This is a genomic window from Ruegeria sp. HKCCA5426 (assembly GCF_013034585.1).
GTDB lineage: Bacteria > Pseudomonadota > Alphaproteobacteria > Rhodobacterales > Rhodobacteraceae > Ruegeria.
The window spans coordinates 63,245-81,359 of the sequence record NZ_WQGH01000005.1 but is presented as its reverse complement, the minus strand read 5'-3'; the positions used below and the strand labels follow the sequence as shown (position 1 = coordinate 81,359).

Sequence of the window (18,115 nt, the reverse complement as noted above, 5' to 3'; positions counted from 1 at the left end):
TCGGCTCTAACATTGGGAATCAAGCCACCTGACTGCCGATATCTGGCAGAACAGGCGCGGCGTCGATCAGGGTTCGGGTATAGGGATGCTGGGGGTCGGAAAAGACCTGCTCGGTCTCGCCCTGCTCAACAATTCTACCGGCCTGCATCACCATCACGCGGTCAGTGATTGTTCTGACGACACTAAGATCGTGACTTATGAACAGATACGTCAGGTCATATGCCGCGCAGAGCTCAGCCAGAAGGTCGAGGATTTGCGCGCGTACGGATACGTCAAGCGCTGAAACAGCCTCGTCGAACAGGATCAGCTCGGGCCGGATAATCAAGGCGCGAGCAATAGCAATGCGCTGCCGCTGACCGCCGGAAAATTCGTGGATGTACTTATCCGCGTCTTCTGGGCTGAGGCCCACAGCACTCAGCATTTCGGCGATCAAATCCTGACGCGCGGCCCCTTTGGGCGGATTTTCCAATACGTGAAACGGTTCTGTGATCAACCGCGCGACCCGGTGGCGGGGGTTGAAACTGCCATATGGGTCTTGGAACACCACCTGCATCTTTTGCCGCACGGCTGGGTTTGGCTTGTGGCCCGCAAAAACGGGCTCCCCTTCCAGCCGGATGTCCCCGAACTGAATCTCCTCTAAACCCAAAATCGCTCGTGTTAGGGTCGATTTGCCACATCCAGATTCGCCGACCAGTCCCAAACGCTCCCCACGATTGAGAGTGAAGCTTACCTGATCGACGGCACGGTGATGACCGGGTGTATCAAACAAGCCTTTCCGGGGAAGGCGATAATCGCGGACAACCTGCGTAACCTCAAGCAGCGGGCGCGGGCTTATCGTGTCGGGTAGGGAAACCTTGTGACCAGACGCCTCGAACAGCATACGTGTGTAGGGGTGCTGCATGTCGCGCAACAGGTTTTCCGTGGCCCCTTCCTCAACAACTTCGCCGTGACGCATAACGACGATCTTGTCGGCCAGATCGGCCACGACCGCCAAATCATGCGTGATCATCAGCAAACCCATGCCATATTCGCTGACCAACCCCCTGAGCAGATCGAGGATCTGCGCCTGCGTTGTTACATCCAGCGCCGTCGTGGGTTCGTCCGCGATCAACAGCTTCGGGCGCAGCGCGATGGCCATGGCAATCACGACACGCTGCCGCTGACCGCCCGACAACTCGTGCGGATAGCGGGTCAGCGGGAAACGGTCAGGTGGCAGGCCCACTCGGGTCAGAACCTCCTCGGCGCGTTCACGGGCCTTTGGGCGGGGCATCGCCTTGTGGATTAGGATTGTCTCCATCACCTGATCCCCGATGGTCTTGACCGGATTCAGCGCGGTCATCGGCTCTTGAAACACCATTCCGATCGCAGCGCCGCGCAGGGCACACATTTCAGCCTCGGGGCGGGTCAAAAGGTCATGGCCTTCCAGCCGGATTGCACCTGTTGCCTGTCCTCCGTTCGGCAGCAACTGCATCACGGCCAAGGCAGTCATCGACTTGCCCGACCCGCTCTCGCCGGTTACGGCCACAATCTCGCCCGGGGCGATGGACAGGCTGACCTGTTTCAGGATCGGCACGCCGTGGATAGTCAGAGACAGGTTTTCAATATCCAGCAAGCTCATGCGCGCGCCACCCTTATTCGGGGATCCAGCCAATCACGCAGTCCGTCCCCTAAAAGGTTCAGACCCAGCACGGTTACGATAATCGCAAGCCCCGGAATCAGAGCCAAATGCGGGGCAAAACTGACCATTGTCTGTGCGTCGGCCAACATCCGACCCCAACTGGGCGTTGGCGGTTGCGCCCCCAGACCGACATAGGACAGGCCCGCCTCGGCCAGTATGCCCAGCGAGAACTGAATGGTCCCCTGCACGATCAGCAAATTGGCGACGTTGGGCAGAATATGTTCGGCTGATATCCGGGCGGCACCTTTGCCAGACACACGGGCGGCAAGGATGAACTCGCGCTCCCACAGGGACAGCGCCGCGCCGCGGGTGATACGGGCGAAGACGGGAATGTTGAATATGCCGATCGCGATGATTGCGTTGACCGCCCCCGCCCCGAACACGGCAGTGATCAGGATCGCGATGACCAGTGAAGGAAACGCAAATACTAGATCATTGCCGCGCATGATTAGCTCATCCAGCCACGATCCATTGCGCGCTGCTGCCGCCAATCCCAGCGGCACACCTAGCGCCATGCCGATACCCACTGCGACCAAGGCCACCGCAATGGACGTTCGCGCACCGACCATGATCATGGAAAACATGTCGCGGCCAAAATGATCCGTTCCGAACCAGTGCTGCGCATTTGGTGGTTGCAGCTTGTCCGGGATACTCAGCGCGGCATAGTCGTAAGGCGTCCAGACAAAAGAGACCAAGGCCGCCAGAACAACCAGCGACGACAAAGCCGCCCCAAGGATCAGGTTGCGGCTCATGTCCGGCTCCTCAGGCGGGGATCGACGGCGGCATAGGCCAGGTCGACCAGAAAATTAACGGTGATGACGGCAAACACCAGCAGCATGACCACCGATTCCACAACGATCAAATCCCGGGCCGAGATCGCCTGAAACACCAACCGCCCGAGGCCCGGAAGGTAGAACACCTGCTCGATAATGATCGAACCGGCCAGCAGGAACGAGAATTGCAGCCCGATAATGGTCAGCACCGGGATCAATGCATTGCGCACGCCGTGCCTCCACAAGGCTTGCCTGCGCGTTAACCCCTTTGCACGGGCAGTGCGCATGAAGTCTTCGCCCAGAATATCCAGCAGGGATGACCGCATCACCCGCGCCAGAATCGCCGCTTGCGGCAAGGCCAGCGCGATGGCGGGCAGGGTCAGGGAATGCAGGCCGGTCCAAAACCCGGTGTCCCACCCTGCGAACCCTCCGGCATTGAACCAGCGCAGGTTGATGGCGAAGATCAGCACCAGCATCATCGCAAACCAGAAATTGGGAACCGCGATGCCCAGTTGCGTGGCACCCATCACGGTCAAATCCCCCGGTTTACCCCGTCGCGCGGCGGCATAGATACCAGCTGGAAAGGCGATCAGGGTCGACAGGGTCAGCGCGTATAACGCCAATGGCAGCGACACCCACAACCGGTCGGCGATCATCTGCGAAACTGGCGTTCGATATGTGTAGGAGGTTCCGAAATCCCCCATCAGCATCCCGCTAACCCAGTTAAAGTAACGCTGAATCTTCGAGCCATCCAATCCAAGCTCTGCACGCAGCGCGGCCAACGTGTCCTCTTGCGCGTTGACGCCCAGCATAAAGGATGCAGGGTCGCCGGGCGCAACCTCGATCACGGCAAAAATAACCGCCGAGGCCACGGCCAGGCTGATCATCAGAGATATCAGACGTTTAAGTGCATAACGGAGCATTGGTGCCACGTTAGGATCACATATCGTCCGGGTCCAGCACCTAAGGGATCAGAAGATAGGCAAAAACCGCGTAACCCACGATAGCGGCATAGCCCAAAGGATAGATCCACTTGATCGCATAGTTGTCCAGCTTGCGCGCAGCCTCTTCTCGGCCCGACACTTTGAGCTTGCGCAGGGCCACGTTGAACACAATCAAAGCCCCGGTCATCAGAAACATGCACTGCAGAACAAAATCCAGAAACGTCAGGTAACCCAGCTTGGGCAGATCAGCCGAGATTGCCCAGTTGAAGGCCACAAACACCAAAAGGTTACCTCCGGCGATTTCAATCCGCCTGCGGTATTCGTCCAGAAAGAACAGCGCCCAGCCGACGGTGATCAGCACCAGCATCGGCAGGAAAACACGGATCACATAGTAGGTCAGGTGACGACTGCCTTCAAAGACCAGCGCGATCTGATCACTGTCCTGCCCCGACAGGCCCGGAACCGTCGATGCTTCGACACGGGCGTTTCCAAGAACCCACTCTTCCTCACCCAGCATGTCGCCCAGGCCCGAGTGGTCCTCGAGCGGATAGTAGGACACGTATTCCGATGGAAAGATTGAGACGACTTCAAAGAAGAAATCCTGCGTGTCGAACGGGTATTTGCGAAAATCGAAATGCGGGGCCTGCAACGTCAGATTGGATTTCTCGACATAGACCACACGACCATCATACCGCAGCGAGGCGGCGGACTCGTGTATCCACTTGTTTGACTGCTGGTTGTGAATGACGAAAGCGGGCAGCACGGCCCCGATACTTGCCGCGTGGTCGGCCAGTGCAGGTGGATTGAAAACCCGAATATCCCGACCCAATGCCTGTTGGTCGAAGGCCAACGCTGGATCGGTCCATTCCACCCGCAGCACGACGACCGCGCCGTAATTCTCGGCCTTTTGGTCGACGCTGGTAATCTGGTCAATCCTGATGCCGATACCAACCTGCAAAGGGTTTTCAGGCGTGCCTGCCAGCGCATCCAGCCGCCCGCCAAGCGCGTTTTGTGCCTGCGCCTGCCCGCCCATGACCAACACGAGGCAGGTTAGGGAAACAAGCAAACAAAGGGCGCGATACACAATCATAGTCATCAGGATTCTTCTGAAAAACAGGGGCCACTCATGGAGGCCCCTGAAAAGTTATTCAGACCAACTGATTTCCGTCAGGTCGATGGCGGCCGTCGGCGCGTTCTTCCACAGGCCCTGCACACCCGCCCGTGCAACACCCAACTTGGCAAGCTGGAACAGGTATCCATTGACATAGTCGTTCGAGATCAGCCTTTGGGCTTCTCCCAGCAGCTTTTTACGCTCGTCCGGGTCTGTGGTTTCGTTCAGCGTATCCATCAAAGTTTGAAAATCGACGCTGTCATACTGGAAATAGTAATCCGGACGGGCATAGATCCCGATATCCATGGGTTCCGTATGGCTAACAATCGTCAGGCCAAAATCCTTGCCCTTGAACACGGATTCCAACCACTGCGCCCATTCTACGTTGATGATTTCGGCCTGAATTCCTACCTCGGCCAATTGTGCTGCGACGATCTCGCCGCCGCGCCGGGCATATGATGGGGGCGGCAGGTGCAGCGTGGTTTCGAACCCTTTTTCATACCCCGCATCGGCCAGCAACTGGGCGGCTTTCTTGGGGTCATAGGCCGATTTCCCGGTCAGATCGACATAGGCCGGGTTGTGCGGGGCAAAGTGGGTTCCAATCGGTGTGCCATAGCCGAACATGGCCCCGTCGATTATGGCCTGACGGTCAATGGCATGCGCCACGGCCTGCCGCACCCGAATATCATCAAACGGTGGCTGCTTGTTGTTGGTGGACAGGATGGTTTCACCTTCGGTTGATCCGACAAGCACCTGAAACCGCGGATCAGCCTCGAACTGAGGCAGGTTTTCAGGCGCCGGGAAGTTGTCGAATACGTCCACATCCTCGGCCATCATCGCGGCAAAGGCGGCAGTGGGGTCCGAGATGAACTTGAACGTGGCGGTCTCTAGCGCAGGTTGTTCACCCCAATAATCCGGGTTGCGGTTCAACGTGATGCTGTCACCCTGAACCCATTCACCAAAGGTGAAAGCTCCGGTTCCGACAGGGTTGGTCTTTATGTTCTCGATACTCTCGGGGGCTACGATCACCGCGTCACCCCAAGCTAGATTGAACAGAAAGTTCCCGTTTGGGGCCGAGAGTGTGACCTTGACGGTCAGGGGGTCCATGACCTCGACGCTTTCGATCCCGGCGAACAGGGCTTTTTGCGCATTGGCACTGTCTTCGGCGGTGGCGCGATCAAGGCTGAACTTGACGTCTTCGGCATCCATCGTTGTGCCATCATGGAACGTAACCCCGTCGTGCAGCTTGAAGGTATAGACCGTGCCGTCCTCGGAAATCTCCCAGCTTTCCGCCAGGCCGGGCACGACCGACCCGTCACCCATGAACCGCGTCAGACCTTCGAAGATATTCGTGTACACAACCGAATCGATGGCCTGCGCCGCGGCGCTGGTCGGGTCCAGATGCGGTGGTTCCAGTTGCATTGCGATGGTTATGTCGGACTTGGCCACAGCCTGCGTTGCAAACAGGCTGGCACCCACCGCAAGGGCCGAGGCAAAGGACCGAAACATCTGCTTTGTCATAGAAATAACTCCCCACTGAATATCCGCGACCCCTTGGTTTTCGGGCCTTTCAAAGACCAATGTCACTTTAAACCTTAGGTCAATCAAGGGATTGTTGGCGCAACCGGGGTTTCTTAGCCCGTGTCCGATCTGCTATGCCGCGCTGCAACATGAATCCCGGAGGAGCGATCATGAGCGCCACCGCCCGCAAAAAGGCCCCGAATGCCGAGGATATCCGCGCCCGTAAAGGGGGCGAACCTCTGGTCAGCCTGACCGCCTATACCACGCCCATGGCACGGCTGATGGATGACCATTGCGACTTTGTTCTGGTGGGCGACAGCGTCGGCATGGTGCTGCATGGTCTGGAATCGACCCTTGGGGTGACGATGGAGATGATGATCCTGCATGGTCAGGCCGTCGCGCGCGGTTTGAACAATGCGATGATGGTCATTGATATGCCTTTCGCCAGTTACGAGCATTCACCAAACGAGGCTTTCTGCAACGCCGCCCGCCTAATGGCTGAAACGGGCGCAGGCGCGGTCAAGCTGGAGGGCGGAGTCGAGATGGCCGACACCATCCGCTTTCTGGTCAAACGCGGCATCCCCGTAATGGCGCATATCGGCCTGACGCCGCAATCCATCAACACGCTGGGCGGCTACAAGGTGCAAGGCCGGGACGACCAGGCCGAGGCTGTTCTGGCCGATGCCCAGGCCGTTGCCGAAGCGGGCGCGTTTTCCGTTGTGCTTGAGAAGGTCCCGCAACGGCTGGCCGATCGGATTACGGCTGACATCGCAATCCCCACGATTGGCATCGGTGCCTCTGCCGGGTGCGACGGTCAGATTCTGGTGGTGGATGACATGGTCGGCTTTTTCACCGCCTTCAAACCGAAATTCGTCAAACGCTATGCCGAGCTTGGCCCGCTGGCGGAATCGGCGATCGCCGAATACGCAGCCGAAGTCCGCGCACGGACTTTTCCTGCCGAGGAACACGTGTTCTCTGATCAGGCTCCGGCCAAAGGATCCGCTAAATGACTGCACCAATCCTGCGCCGCCTGACGGATCTGCGCGCGTTGACGACTCAATGGCATAACAATGGTGAAAAGATCGGCGTCGTACCCACGATGGGCGCGCTTCATCAGGGGCATCTATCGCTGGTCGAAGCGGCCAAGGCGGGCTCGGACCGGGTGATCGTGACCATTTTCGTAAACCCCAAGCAATTCAACAACCCCGAGGATCTGGCCAAATATCCGCGCACCGAAAACGAGGACGCGCAGAAACTGGTCCCTTACGGCGTCGACGCGATCTATGTGCCCGACCCCGAAGAAATCTATCCGCAGGGGTTCGCCACCACCGTTTCCGTCGCGGGCCTGACCAATGTGATGGAAGGCGAATTCCGCCCCGGCCATTTTGATGGCGTGGCGACTGTGGTTGCCAAGCTGTTTCTGCAAACTCAGGCGGATCGCGCCTATTTCGGGAAAAAGGACTATCAACAACTGATGGTCGTGCGCCGCATGGCACGTGATCTGGACATTCCGGTCGAGGTGATCGGCTGCCCCACGGTTCGCGAACCCTCGGGGCTGGCGATGTCGTCGCGCAATTTGCGCCTATCGCCGGAAGGGTTGGACATTGCCGCCAACAAACACCGGATCATGCGCGACCTTGCCAAGGAATTGGCCGATGGGGCGCAGTTCGACACTTTGGCTGCGCGGGCTGAAACGGAATTGCTGGCCGCAGGGTTTACGCAGGTCGAGTATATTCAGCTACGCTGCGCCGATACGCTTGAACCGTTGACCCATGCATCACGCCCTGCGCGCCTGTTTGCGGCGGCCTGGGCGGATGGCGTCCGGTTGATCGACAATATTCCGGTCTGAACGCACTGGCACCCGCGTCCTTGTTTGCGCTAAAGTCCCGCAAAACGAAACGGGAGGGGCGCAGGCGTGACCTTTATTCTTGCCATTGATCAGGGCACTACATCTTCGCGGGCCATTTTGTTTGACGCGGATATGCAACGCGTGGATACCGCACAGCATGAGTTCACCCAGCACTTTCCACAGGAAGGCTGGGTCGAACATGACCCTGAGGAAATCTGGGACAGCGTTCTTCGGGTCTGCCGTGAAGTGATGGACAGTGCCGGCGCTACGCCGGATCAGATTGCCGGGATCGGGATCACCAATCAGCGCGAAACAACCGTTGTCTGGGATCGCGCCACAGGCAAGCCGATCTACAATGCCATCGTCTGGCAGGACCGCCGCACCGCCGAAATCTGCGCCCGTTACAAACAAGCGGGCTGCGAAGACGACGTCACCGCCCAGACCGGGCTGCTGCTGGACCCGTATTTCTCGGGTACCAAGGTGAAATGGCTGCTGGATACCGTACCGGGCGCGCGGGACAAGGCCGAGGCCGGAGAATTGATGTTCGGCACCATCGACTGTTTCCTGATCTGGCGCTTGACCGAGGGACGCAGCCATGCCACCGACGCCACCAACGCCGCCCGCACCCTGCTGTTCGACATCCATAACGGAGAATGGAGCGCCGAGATCTGTGATCTTCTGGATGTTCCGATGAATATGCTGCCCAAGGTGCACGACTGTGCCTCGGACTTTGGAACGACAACCCTGTTGGGCGGCGAGATTCCGATTTTGGGCGTCGCAGGCGATCAACAGGCCGCGACGATCGGGCAGGCGTGTTTCAAACCGGGCATGATGAAATCCACCTATGGCACCGGGTGCTTTGCGCTTTTGAATACCGGCTCAAAGCCCGTGGAATCCAAGAATCGCCTGCTGACAACTATCGCCTACCAACTCAATGGTCAGCGCACCTACGCTTTGGAAGGGTCAATATTTGTCGCCGGGGCCGCTGTGCAGTGGTTGCGCGATGCGCTGCAGATCATCGAGTCTGCGGCCGAAAGCGGCGAGCTTGCGCAACAGGCCGACCCAAACCAGAACGTCGTTCTGGTTCCTGCCTTCACCGGTCTGGGCGCGCCTTATTGGAAACCGGATTGCCGGGGTGCTGTCTTTGGCCTGACCCGCAACTCAGGACGCGCCGAATTTGCCCGTGCGACGCTGGAAAGCATCGCCTACCAGACGCGCGACCTGTGGCATGCCATGCAGGGGGATTGGGGCCAAGACACCAAGGTGACCTTGCGTGTGGATGGCGGGGCCAGCGCATCGGACTGGGCCATGCAGGGTCTGGCGGATTACTTGGGGGCTGCCGTAGACCGCCCCGTCATGCAGGAAACGACGGCACTAGGCGCAGCTTGGCTGGCTGGAATGCGCGCGGGGCTTTACCCCAAGCAACATGAATTCTCGGAAACATGGGCGCTGGACCGCAGATTCGAACCCGAGTTGTCAGAAGAAGACCGAGATGCCGCCTACGCACGCTGGCAAAGGGCGGTGTCCGCCGCGATGGCGTTCTGAAAAGGCTGAAGGATCAGCTATGATCCTTCATCAACCGCTGTTTCTGACGTGACCAATCCCGTTTGGCCTGGGTTTCGCGCTTGTCATGGGTCTTTTTACCCTTGGCGATCCCGATCTTCATCTTGGCCCGACCCTTGTGATTGAAATACAAAACCAGCGGCACCAGCGTCATGCCCTTGCGCTGGGTCGCATTCCACAGGTTCGACAATTCCTTGCGAGATACCAGCAGCTTGCGGCGGCGACGTTCTTCATGCTTGAAGACCTTCGCCTGCTCGTAGGGGGCGATATAGCTGTTGACCAGCCACAACTCTCCATCATCGACCGAGGCATAACTGTCCGCAATGTTCGATCCCCCGGCCCGCAGGGACTTGACCTCGGACCCTTCCAACACGATGCCGCACTCGATATCGTCCTCGATCGCGTAATCGAAACGTGCCCGCCGGTTTTCGGCGATGACTTTGTAATTCGGGTCTGTCTTCTGCTTGGCCATGACGCGTTGATTTAGGCGGCTTAAGGCGGCCTTGCAAGCCCTCAGGTCTTAGCCGAGATGATCAGGTCGGGGCCAAAAATTGTGTCGGCATGGTTATGCAGGTAGATCTTGAGCCATGGCGTGAACCGCGCCGGGTGGCGCTGCACCTCGGCCAGAAGGTCGTGATAGTCGATCCAACGAATATCCATCACTTCGTCAGGGTTCGGCTCGATGGTCAGGGGGCCGCGCACATGGGCAAGAAAAACGTCAACCACCTCATGTTCGATCATCGAGTTGCCGACATCGGCGTGATACTCCAGCCGGTGGCGGTATTCGGGGTATAGGCCAGTGATCCCCAGTTCTTCGCGCAGGCGACGCACGGCGCATTCCGAGGGTGTCTCGCCCCAATCGGGATGGGTGCAGCACGTATTCGCCCATAGGCCGGGCGTGTGGTACTTACCCATCGCTCGACGCTGCAGCAGAATTTCGGTGCCACGCACGACAAAGACCGACACCGCCTTGTGCCGGAGACCCTTTTCATGCGCCTCCAGTTTGTCCACGGGGGTCAACTCGCCATCAACCCAGGCCGGGATCATAATTCCCATTTGATGTCTCCTGCTACCGATCCTACTGAACGGCCGGATAAAATCTTCTGGCTGTCGCCGGACCGGCTTGGCTGTGCAGTTGCATCCCACCGGTGCATTTGAATCCACATAATTCCAAGGTGGCGCTGATCGACTTAGTTATCAACCGCACGAAAGGCCGCAGGTAGCTGCGGCCTTCGCTCAACTTCCCAAGCTTGTGGATGCAGACGTTATTCGCCAGAAACACTAACAATATAAGCGTACACATCCTCGGCACCCGACTTCAGCCGGAATGTCATTTTGGACTTGGCCGCGGTGTCATCCAGATAGGTTTTCAAGAAAGCCTTGGGGTCCTGAGCGTATTCAACAAATGTTGTCTCGTCCCAGACCAGACCGTTTTCACCTGCGGCGGCAAGGCTGTCACCATATTTGAACCCCTCAACCGTTCCGGCCGTGCGTCCGGCAATACCATAAAGGTTCGGGCCGGTCTTACCGCCCTTGACGATTACTTCTCCGGCGGGGTCGGCGATCAGGTGGCAGGACTTGCACTTGTTAAAAGCTTTCTTGCCAGCGTCTGCGTCGCCTTCAGCAAATGCAGGAACGGCCAAAAGGCCCATGAGTGCGGTTGCGAGGATGCGATTCATAGCTTTGCTCCGATACAAATTGGCTGACATGAATGGAAACCTGCAAGAGAGCAGAGTCAACGCGCAGATTGCCGCGTACGAAAGTCGGAAATCACACCGATCCCAAGTCGGCAGCAGCCGCACCATCCTGTTGGGACCAGCAAGGCAAAAGGTCGCCCTCTGCTGGCGTAGCAAGATAGACAGCGCGCGCAATTGCACGGGCGAGGCAGATCGAAGCCGCATGGCCAATCATGCCCAATTCGGGTCCGGTGCTACGGATCTCGCGCGCACCGGTGCTGACCCCGAACACCAAATCCCCGTCACCCGGCGTATGGGCCGGAACAATGGCCCGTGAGATCCCGTCGTGGGCGGCAACAGCCACGCGCTGACACTGTGACTTGGTCAATGCCGCGTCTGTTGCAACGATTGCAATCGTTGTGTTTGTCTTGTCTGGTTCGGCAGGATGCATGACCTGCGCTTTACGGCTGATCACCTGCCGCCCCAGACCGGTTGCAGGGTCGGTGCCCCGCCCGCCGAATTCCCGGTCGATTTCGAAAGGCGCGGCCCAAAAATGCCTGTCCCCCGGGGTGGTGACGCTGCCCAGTGGATTCGCGGCGACAAGAGCGCCGACCGTTACCCCGTTATCCAGAACCAATGAGGCCGACCCCAGCCCGCCTTTGTGCATCGCCGTAAGCGCGCCGGTCCCCGCCCCGCTGCTTCCGAGGTCGAACTGATCCGACGCGGATTCAAAGGCGCTTCGTCCGAGGGCGCGATAGGGGTTATCGTCCCAATCTTTAGCTCCTCCGTTCAACAGATCGAACAGGATCGCGCCCGGTACGATGGGAACAATCGCGCGGCCCATCTGAAACCCTCGTCTGCGTGCGTATAAAGAGTCAGAAACACCGGCGCATGCATCCAATCCAAAGGCTGATCCACCCGAAAGGACAAGTGCATCCACCCTGTCTACGGACTTGTCCGCAGCCAGCAGATCAGTCTCGCGCGTGCCCGGTGCGCCCCCCATGACATGCACTGAGGCCATGAAGGGGCTGTCAGAGGTCAGCACGGTTGTGCCCGATTTCAACGCATCGTCCTGCGCGTTGCCGACCAAAAGGCCGGGAACATCGGTGATCAGGTTCTTTGGTCCGGGGGTCATTTGTTTCTTTGAATTTCGGGCCGAAAAGCGCGCAGGCGCGCTGCCTCCGGCGGGGATATTTTTCGCCAGATGAAGAGCGGATCAGATGCAGCGGCCACCGTCGACCTCCAAAGCTGTGCCGGTGATCATGCTGGCCTCGTCCGAACACAGGAAACACGCCGCGTTGGCCATGTCTTGAGGTGTCGAAAAACGGCCCAAAGGGATAGTGGACAGGAATTTGGCCCGTACCTCGGGCGTGTCCTCTCCCATGAACGATTTCAGCAGGGGGGTTTCGCCCGCGACCGGGCAGATCGCGTTGACACGCACGCCCGAGGGGGCCAGTTCCACGGCCATTGTTTTCGTTGCTGTGATCATCCAGCCCTTAGACGCGTTATACCAGTTCAGGTTCGGACGCGGTGACAGCCCGGCGGTCGAGGCCACGTTCAGAATTGCCCCTGCTCCACGCGTCTTCATCTGCGGAACAAAGGCGCGCGCCGTGAGGTAGACGGACTTCATGTTCACCGCGAAGACCCTGTCGAAATCTTCTTCGGTTACCGCTTCCAACGGGGTCGGCAAGTGGGTGACACCGGCATTGTTCACCAAAATGTCCAGTGGCCCGAGCCTGTCCGCAGCGACCGCTGCCATGTCCTGAATCGAAGGGCCGTCGGCAACATTCACCTGTTGTGCAAAAGCTTGTGCCCCGAGTGAGTCCGCCATGTCATGAGCCGCGTCGCCGTTGATATCGGCGATCATCACACGCGCGCCTTCGGACAGGAACTTTCGGACGATACCCGCCCCAAACCCTGAGGCGCCACCTGTCACGATTGCGGTTTTTCCTTCCAACCTCATACCCTTGCCTCCCGGTCGTCTTTGCAGGGCAGAGTAGCAAGGCACCGCGAACTTACCAGATTAATCTTCCGATACCTGACCCCGGAGCGCCTTGACGTCCGAACGGGCCTTTTTCGCCGCCAAGCGCCGTTTTACCGAACCGTAGGTGGGTTTTGTCGCGATACGCCGTTTGGGTTTAACCAATGCACGAGCGATCAGGTCTGCCAACCGGTCGCGCGCAATCTCGCGATTGCGGGCCTGACTGCGGGTTTCCTCACACTGGATGATGATTGCGCCGTCCTTGGTCCATCGACGCCCGGCCAGCCGTTTCAGCCGGTTTTTGACTGGATCGGGCAACGAGGGCGAGCGTGCGGCTTCGAACCGCAGTTCAACGGCGGTTGAAACCTTGTTCACGTTCTGCCCGCCCGGACCGGACGATCGCACGAAACTTTCGGTCAATTCCCAATCCTGCAGGACGATATCTTCGGTGATGCGCAACATGAGTTGGACCTTACTCGGCCAGCGCGAAAACAGAAAGGGCCGCCCCGATGGGACGGCCCTTCGAAAGTACAGGAGGTCGGGTCGGTTAGATCAATCGACCAGCCGGAGCGAGCGCTCCGCCAAGGGCTGCCTTAACAGGCGATCCCCCCGGTTGTTCCGACACCTCTCTCCAATCTCTTTCTCGACACTGGATCACCTCCTTTTCTATCTGTTGCGGTTGATAGGGATGGTGACACAAGATGCGCCATTCTCAAAGCACTTTTTTACGCAGGTTGGGCGGACAGCCGCGCAACGATCACCTTGAAGGGGATCAGCGCGATCAACGCCAACGAGAGTTTTACCAACCAGTCAGCAAAGGCGAGCGTGACCCACAGCGGCGCCATCGGGCCTGACAGCATGAAAGGCACAGGCTCCCACGCCCAGTTGATCGCGGCATCGGCATTGGCACCGAAGAATGTGACCGAAGCTGAGAAGGCGAGAGTGAAGAAAATCGCGGTATCCAGAGCCGATCCAACCAGCGTCGAGACCAGCGGCGCGCGCCACCAGCGGCCACCGCGCAGCGAGTTGAACACGGTGACGTCGGTCAGCTGTGCGATCAGGAAGGCCGTGCCTGAGGCCACGGCGATCCGTAACGGCACGGCGGCGTAGGTGAAGCCGTCACCTTGCAGCATGATCTGACTGCCGATCAGCGAACAGATGATGCCGGTGACAAACCCTGCGAATACGACCTTGCGGGCCGGGCCCACCCCGTAGACGCGGTTCATGATGTCAGTGACCAGAAAGGCCAGAGGATAGGTAAAAGCACCCCAAGTCAGCAATCCGTCAAGGATCAGGAACTGGACCAGGATGTTCGAGGCCACAACGATAGTGGCCATGGCAAGAATGCCGGGTATATAGCTGCGTTGCATTTTCAGATGCCCGTTTTGACAAGGTAGCGGCGACTTGGCCAAGGGACCGTCCCAAGGCAAGCCGCGCTTCTAGACGCTTGATCAGAGACTGTCAATCGGGCAGCAGATATTCCACCAGTTCGGTGCGCTGCAGCGCAAGGAAATTGTCATCGGACACCATTGTGGCGCGCATGCGACCGCGGTCATCACGCCAGATCGACACGCCTTCGAGGTTGTCGTGCCCCCCCATTCCGGTGGTGAACAGAACTTCTTCGCCGGTGGGCGTGTCATCCTGAAGCCGCCACCGTCGAAGGCGCGACCGGAAACCTGTCAGCGACACCGAGCGTTCCAGAACGTAAAGCCTGCCGTCAGGTCCGAAATCGGCTGCTACGGGTAAAAACCGCCCGCGCTGAGGCAAAACGAATGGTGTCGACCAGACCTGCCCGTTCCAGCGGTAAACAGGAATGTCGCCATTCTCGGTTCGGCCTTTCTCGGTAAGGGTATAGAGCCGCTGTTTGCCGTCGATCGCCAGCGCCTCGAACGAGCCGTTATTTGGTAACTGGTCAAACGCTTTGGGGCGCGGCAGGACGCGCGCCTTGGATCCCGGCACTGAATAGTGGGCGACGCGATGAACACGTTCGAACGAAACAAAAAAGCTGCCATCCGGCGCCACGGCCAGCCCTTCGGAGTCACCGGAAGACCCGATTAATGGCTGGCCTGTGCTGGACAGAACCGGCCATTTCCCTGTGATCTCGACACCGGTAATTGCATCGCCTTCGCGTAGAATTCTGGCGCGTACCAGAGTGGCCCGGTCACTCAGAACCATCAAATTTTGGCCGTCCGCAGAAACATGCAGCGCGGAAAACCCTCCGAACCAGCCAGCCGGGTCGCTCCAGGCAAAGCTGCCTAACTCAACGGCGGTCTTTGTTTCGACGGCCCAGGCCGGTCCTGCCAGACAAAACGCGGATATCAGTTGGATTGCAGAACGGCGGCGCATTGCTGGGGCAGATCGGCCAAACGATATTCTCGGCGTTTTTTCGGTGGCGGCGCATTTGGGTCTGGCGGTGGCGGGTTCAGTATATTGTTCACCCATTGCTGCGCTTCGGCGCAGCCGTCACCCTTGGGCGGCGGGTCCTGATTAACGCAGCCTCTGGACCCGCGCGGGCAGGCAAGCCGCACGTGGAAATGATAGTGATGCCCCCACCAGGGCCGAATTTTGCGCAGGTAGGCGCGGTTACCTTTTTCCTCTTTGCACATCTGCACTTTCGCGCCGGGAAAGACGAATATTCGGGCGACGCGTTTGTCCTTGGCTGCCTCACGCAGTACGGCGTGATGCTGCTTGGTCCAGTTGCCGTTGACGAACGCCCCATTGGCACGACGCAGGGAAACAGACGAGATATTCTCGCGCGCCTTGCGGCTAAGCCGCATGTCGTTACCCGGAAGCATCCAGATATCAATATCCAGACCCAACTGGTGCGACCGGTGCCCTGATGTCATCGGCCCGCCCCGAGGCTGGCTGATATCCCCGATATAAAGACCATTCCAACCCGGTTGCCTGGCCGCGAATTGGCTGAGGTCCTGCACATAATCTATCGCCACCGGGTGTCCCCAGTTGCGGTTGCGCGACAGGCGCATGGCCTGCCATGTCGGGCCTGTTTCGGGCAGTTGCACCGACCCGGCCGCACATCCGCGCGAATAACTGCCGAAAGCGGCGGGTTTTTGTTGTGAACTTTGCTTTTGGGCTCCGAATAATTGCTTGGCCAGGGGTTGCGCCCCTGCGGAGCCTGCCAGTGTGATTAAGGCCAATATTGCCAAAAAACGCTGTATTATCATCTGCTCTGATCCCCTTCCGGTTTAACCCAGCGCATCAGGAATAGACCCAGAATAAACAACAGAATGATCGGTGACACCCCCAGACGCGCGCTGCCGGTTGCGGTTGTGGCAATCCCGATCAACAGAGGCGCGGCAAAGGCCGTGGCGCGACCCGACAAACCATACAGGCCAAAGCTTTCCACCGGGGCCTTGGGATCGGTGTGACGCACCATCATGGATCGGCTAGCCGATTGCAAAATGCCGCCCATACCACCAATCAGGATGCCGCAGGCAAAGAACACAAGATCCGGCAGGCCCGATCCATCGGGCAAAGTGATGCCGAAAACCTGCGTCCGGTCCATGGATACGATCGTGACGCAAACAAGGATCAGAACCCAGATGCTGACCAAAATGACCGGTTTAGGGCCGTTTTTCTTGTCCAGCTTGCCACCGACCCACGAAAAAGCAGCGGCGGCCAGAACGCTGACGATCCCGAAGACACCGATCTTGATGAGGTCCCATTCCAGCACCAGCCGGGCGTATACGCCGCCAAAGCTGTAAAGCCCGTTCAGCGCATCACGGTAAAACATCGAAGATCCCAGATAGCTGGCTAGGCTAAGCCGGTGCCGCAGGTTGGAAATCGAATGCGCCAGCAAGCCCAGCGCGTCGCGCACCGAGCCGTGTTTCTTGGACGATGAATCGTCCCGCACCCAAAGGAAATACGGCACCATGAACAGGATGAACCACCCTGCCGTGAACGGGCCGACGAACCGGGTGCCCTGCTGCTGCGCCGCATCCAGCCCAAAGGCCGGGTCCAGTCCGACCAGCGTCTTGCCGTTGTCCTGCTCGACAAACAAAAGCAGCATGATCGCCAATGAAATCAGCCCGCCGAAATAGCCGAAGGCAAAGCCCGAGCCGGAAATCTCACCCACTTCCTTGTCGTCGCCCAGATCGGGCAACTGCGAGTTGATGAAGATCAGCGCATATTCCGCGCCGACAAACCCAAGGCCAAAGGCCGACAGCATCAGCCACATGTTTGACCCATCCGGCAGCGTGTACCACAGCGCCGCGGACCCCACGACATACATGACGGAAAACCCAAAGATCCAAGGGATGCGCCGCCCTGACACATCTGCCATCGCACCCAAAAGCGGCGCACCAAAGGCGATGATCAGCCCGGTAATGGTCAGGCAATTCGCCCAAACCGTCTGTGCCCGTGCAGCCGCCGCCTGAGAGTCCAGTCCGGTTCCTGCGAAATATCCCGCCGCAACCCCGGCGAAATAGGGTCCAAAGACGAACGTCACCAGAAGGCTGTGATATGGCTGCGTCGCCCAATCGAAAAACCACCAGCCCCAGATGCGCTTACGCTTGGAAATCTCTGCCATGACTGCCCCTGTTCTTGTTGCTTTTAGTAAGACGGGGCTTTGGACGGTTTCGCAAGCGTTCTGTTGACCCAGACTTGCTCTTTCGGGCGCGGGCGCTTACGTCTCGTCTGACGCAAATACCGGAGGCCCCATGCTGTCACTGATCCAAATCCTGTTGCTGATCCTGGACATTGTCTGGTTCATCATTCTGGCCCATGTGATCATGAGCTGGCTGATCAACTTTCAGGTTCTCAACCTGCATCAGCAGTTGGTCGCGCAAATCTGGTACGGTCTGAACCGGATACTTGAACCCATCTACGGCCCGATCCGCCGGGTTCTGCCGAATATGGGCGGTCTGGACCTGACGCCTCTGGTCGTTCTCGTCGGCGTCTATGCGCTGCGGATCATCCTGATCAACAATATGGTCTATTTCGTCTGACCTCTTGTTCACCGAATCTTAGTATGTGATTGTCCTGTCATACGAGCAGATAAAC

General features: G+C 58.6%; 19 protein-coding genes. 4 read left to right on the top strand and 15 right to left on the bottom strand.

Annotated elements, in window-relative coordinates; all coding sequences use genetic code 11:
* Positions 1-19: 19 nt before the first annotated feature.
* Genes GOV87_RS09790 through GOV87_RS09770 form a run of 5 tightly spaced genes read right to left on the bottom strand, consistent with a single transcriptional unit; the run spans position 20 to position 6,027 of the window.
* On the bottom strand, positions 20-1,618 hold the full coding sequence (locus tag GOV87_RS09790; protein ID WP_171211638.1) for an ABC transporter ATP-binding protein: 1,599 nt from the start codon (positions 1,616-1,618) through the stop codon (positions 20-22).
* On the bottom strand, positions 1,615-2,430 hold the full coding sequence (locus GOV87_RS09785) for an ABC transporter permease (protein WP_171123054.1): 816 nt from the start codon (positions 2,428-2,430) through the stop codon (positions 1,615-1,617). The genes GOV87_RS09790 and GOV87_RS09785 overlap by 4 nt, the downstream gene beginning before the upstream one ends.
* The gene (locus GOV87_RS09780) at positions 2,427-3,374 is read right to left on the bottom strand and encodes an ABC transporter permease (RefSeq protein WP_171211637.1); all 948 of its coding nucleotides are present in this window, start codon (positions 3,372-3,374) and stop codon (positions 2,427-2,429) included. The genes GOV87_RS09785 and GOV87_RS09780 overlap by 4 nt, the downstream gene beginning before the upstream one ends.
* Before the next feature lie 40 nt (positions 3,375-3,414).
* The gene (locus GOV87_RS09775; protein WP_254447348.1) at positions 3,415-4,491 is read right to left on the bottom strand and encodes a hypothetical protein; all 1,077 of its coding nucleotides are present in this window, start codon (positions 4,489-4,491) and stop codon (positions 3,415-3,417) included.
* Positions 4,492-4,539: 48 nt separating this feature from the next.
* A complete protein-coding gene (locus GOV87_RS09770) occupies positions 4,540-6,027 on the bottom strand; it encodes an ABC transporter substrate-binding protein (protein ID WP_171211636.1) in 1,488 nt (495 codons plus the stop codon).
* Positions 6,028-6,197: 170 nt separating this feature from the next.
* On the opposite strand from GOV87_RS09770, the gene panB reads away from it, so the two are divergent.
* From panB to glpK, 3 genes are all read left to right on the top strand, one after another.
* Positions 6,198-7,037 (top strand): 3-methyl-2-oxobutanoate hydroxymethyltransferase, encoded by an 840-nt coding sequence (gene panB, locus GOV87_RS09765; RefSeq protein WP_171211635.1) that lies wholly within the window; start codon positions 6,198-6,200, stop codon positions 7,035-7,037.
* Complete coding sequence (gene panC / locus GOV87_RS09760) at positions 7,034-7,876, top strand: pantoate--beta-alanine ligase (RefSeq protein ID WP_171124102.1); 843 nt, start codon at positions 7,034-7,036, stop codon at positions 7,874-7,876. The genes panB and panC overlap by 4 nt, the downstream gene beginning before the upstream one ends.
* A gap of 66 nt (positions 7,877-7,942) precedes the next feature.
* Positions 7,943-9,421 (top strand): glycerol kinase GlpK, encoded by a 1,479-nt coding sequence (glpK, locus tag GOV87_RS09755; RefSeq protein WP_171123062.1) that lies wholly within the window; start codon positions 7,943-7,945, stop codon positions 9,419-9,421.
* A gap of 13 nt (positions 9,422-9,434) precedes the next feature.
* Here the strand turns inward: glpK and smpB are convergent, their stop codons facing one another.
* The 10 genes from smpB to GOV87_RS09705 form a co-directional block, all read right to left on the bottom strand.
* Positions 9,435-9,911: an SsrA-binding protein SmpB gene (smpB, locus tag GOV87_RS09750; RefSeq protein ID WP_171211634.1), complete on the bottom strand. Its 477-nt coding sequence runs from the start codon at positions 9,909-9,911 to the stop codon at positions 9,435-9,437.
* 41 nt (positions 9,912-9,952) lie between these two features.
* Positions 9,953-10,495: an isopentenyl-diphosphate Delta-isomerase gene (gene idi / locus GOV87_RS09745; RefSeq protein ID WP_171123067.1), complete on the bottom strand. Its 543-nt coding sequence runs from the start codon at positions 10,493-10,495 to the stop codon at positions 9,953-9,955.
* Between the two features lie 209 nt (positions 10,496-10,704).
* The gene (locus GOV87_RS09740) at positions 10,705-11,118 is read right to left on the bottom strand and encodes a cytochrome c family protein (protein WP_171123069.1); all 414 of its coding nucleotides are present in this window, start codon (positions 11,116-11,118) and stop codon (positions 10,705-10,707) included.
* 91 nt (positions 11,119-11,209) lie between these two features.
* Entirely contained in the window at positions 11,210-12,250 is a 1,041-nt protein-coding gene (locus GOV87_RS09735; protein WP_171211633.1) for a P1 family peptidase, read from the bottom strand.
* Between the two features lie 81 nt (positions 12,251-12,331).
* Positions 12,332-13,078 (bottom strand): SDR family oxidoreductase, encoded by a 747-nt coding sequence (locus GOV87_RS09730; RefSeq protein ID WP_171211632.1) that lies wholly within the window; start codon positions 13,076-13,078, stop codon positions 12,332-12,334.
* A gap of 60 nt (positions 13,079-13,138) precedes the next feature.
* The gene (gene arfB / locus GOV87_RS09725; RefSeq protein WP_171211631.1) at positions 13,139-13,558 is read right to left on the bottom strand and encodes an alternative ribosome rescue aminoacyl-tRNA hydrolase ArfB; all 420 of its coding nucleotides are present in this window, start codon (positions 13,556-13,558) and stop codon (positions 13,139-13,141) included.
* Between the two features lie 263 nt (positions 13,559-13,821).
* A complete protein-coding gene (locus GOV87_RS09720; protein ID WP_171123077.1) occupies positions 13,822-14,466 on the bottom strand; it encodes a queuosine precursor transporter in 645 nt (214 codons plus the stop codon).
* Positions 14,467-14,557: 91 nt separating this feature from the next.
* Entirely contained in the window at positions 14,558-15,442 is an 885-nt protein-coding gene (locus tag GOV87_RS09715) for an esterase-like activity of phytase family protein (RefSeq protein ID WP_171211630.1), read from the bottom strand.
* Positions 15,415-16,278: a penicillin-insensitive murein endopeptidase gene (mepA, locus tag GOV87_RS09710; RefSeq protein ID WP_171123081.1), complete on the bottom strand. Its 864-nt coding sequence runs from the start codon at positions 16,276-16,278 to the stop codon at positions 15,415-15,417. The genes GOV87_RS09715 and mepA overlap by 28 nt, the downstream gene beginning before the upstream one ends.
* The gene (locus tag GOV87_RS09705; protein ID WP_171211629.1) at positions 16,275-17,642 is read right to left on the bottom strand and encodes an MFS transporter; all 1,368 of its coding nucleotides are present in this window, start codon (positions 17,640-17,642) and stop codon (positions 16,275-16,277) included. Before GOV87_RS09705 ends, mepA begins: the two co-directional genes overlap by 4 nt.
* 130 nt (positions 17,643-17,772) lie before the next feature.
* On the opposite strand from GOV87_RS09705, the gene GOV87_RS09700 reads away from it, so the two are divergent.
* On the top strand, positions 17,773-18,060 hold the full coding sequence (locus tag GOV87_RS09700; RefSeq protein WP_171123085.1) for a YggT family protein: 288 nt from the start codon (positions 17,773-17,775) through the stop codon (positions 18,058-18,060).
* The last annotated feature ends 55 nt before the right edge of the window (positions 18,061-18,115 follow it).

Coding starts and splice junctions, on each gene's coding strand:
- panB (WP_171211635.1), top strand. CDS start 6,198: ATGAGCGCCACCGCCCGCAAAAAGGCCCCGAATGCCGAGGATATCCGC.
- GOV87_RS09770 (WP_171211636.1), bottom strand. CDS start 6,027: ATGACAAAGCAGATGTTTCGGTCCTTTGCCTCGGCCCTTGCGGTGGGT.
- smpB (WP_171211634.1), bottom strand. CDS start 9,911: ATGGCCAAGCAGAAGACAGACCCGAATTACAAAGTCATCGCCGAAAAC.
- GOV87_RS09700 (WP_171123085.1), top strand. CDS start 17,773: ATGCTGTCACTGATCCAAATCCTGTTGCTGATCCTGGACATTGTCTGG.
- GOV87_RS09730 (WP_171211632.1), bottom strand. CDS start 13,078: ATGAGGTTGGAAGGAAAAACCGCAATCGTGACAGGTGGCGCCTCAGGG.
- idi (WP_171123067.1), bottom strand. CDS start 10,495: ATGGGAATTATGATCCCGGCCTGGGTTGATGGCGAGTTGACCCCCGTG.
- GOV87_RS09715 (WP_171211630.1), bottom strand. CDS start 15,442: ATGCGCCGCCGTTCTGCAATCCAACTGATATCCGCGTTTTGTCTGGCA.
- mepA (WP_171123081.1), bottom strand. CDS start 16,278: ATGATAATACAGCGTTTTTTGGCAATATTGGCCTTAATCACACTGGCA.
- panC (WP_171124102.1), top strand. CDS start 7,034: ATGACTGCACCAATCCTGCGCCGCCTGACGGATCTGCGCGCGTTGACG.
- GOV87_RS09735 (WP_171211633.1), bottom strand. CDS start 12,250: ATGACCCCCGGACCAAAGAACCTGATCACCGATGTTCCCGGCCTTTTG.
- GOV87_RS09785 (WP_171123054.1), bottom strand. CDS start 2,430: ATGAGCCGCAACCTGATCCTTGGGGCGGCTTTGTCGTCGCTGGTTGTT.
- GOV87_RS09705 (WP_171211629.1), bottom strand. CDS start 17,642: ATGGCAGAGATTTCCAAGCGTAAGCGCATCTGGGGCTGGTGGTTTTTC.
- GOV87_RS09720 (WP_171123077.1), bottom strand. CDS start 14,466: ATGCAACGCAGCTATATACCCGGCATTCTTGCCATGGCCACTATCGTT.
- GOV87_RS09780 (WP_171211637.1), bottom strand. CDS start 3,374: ATGCTCCGTTATGCACTTAAACGTCTGATATCTCTGATGATCAGCCTG.
- GOV87_RS09775 (WP_254447348.1), bottom strand. CDS start 4,491: ATGACTATGATTGTGTATCGCGCCCTTTGTTTGCTTGTTTCCCTAACC.
- arfB (WP_171211631.1), bottom strand. CDS start 13,558: ATGTTGCGCATCACCGAAGATATCGTCCTGCAGGATTGGGAATTGACC.
- GOV87_RS09740 (WP_171123069.1), bottom strand. CDS start 11,118: ATGAATCGCATCCTCGCAACCGCACTCATGGGCCTTTTGGCCGTTCCT.
- GOV87_RS09790 (WP_171211638.1), bottom strand. CDS start 1,618: ATGAGCTTGCTGGATATTGAAAACCTGTCTCTGACTATCCACGGCGTG.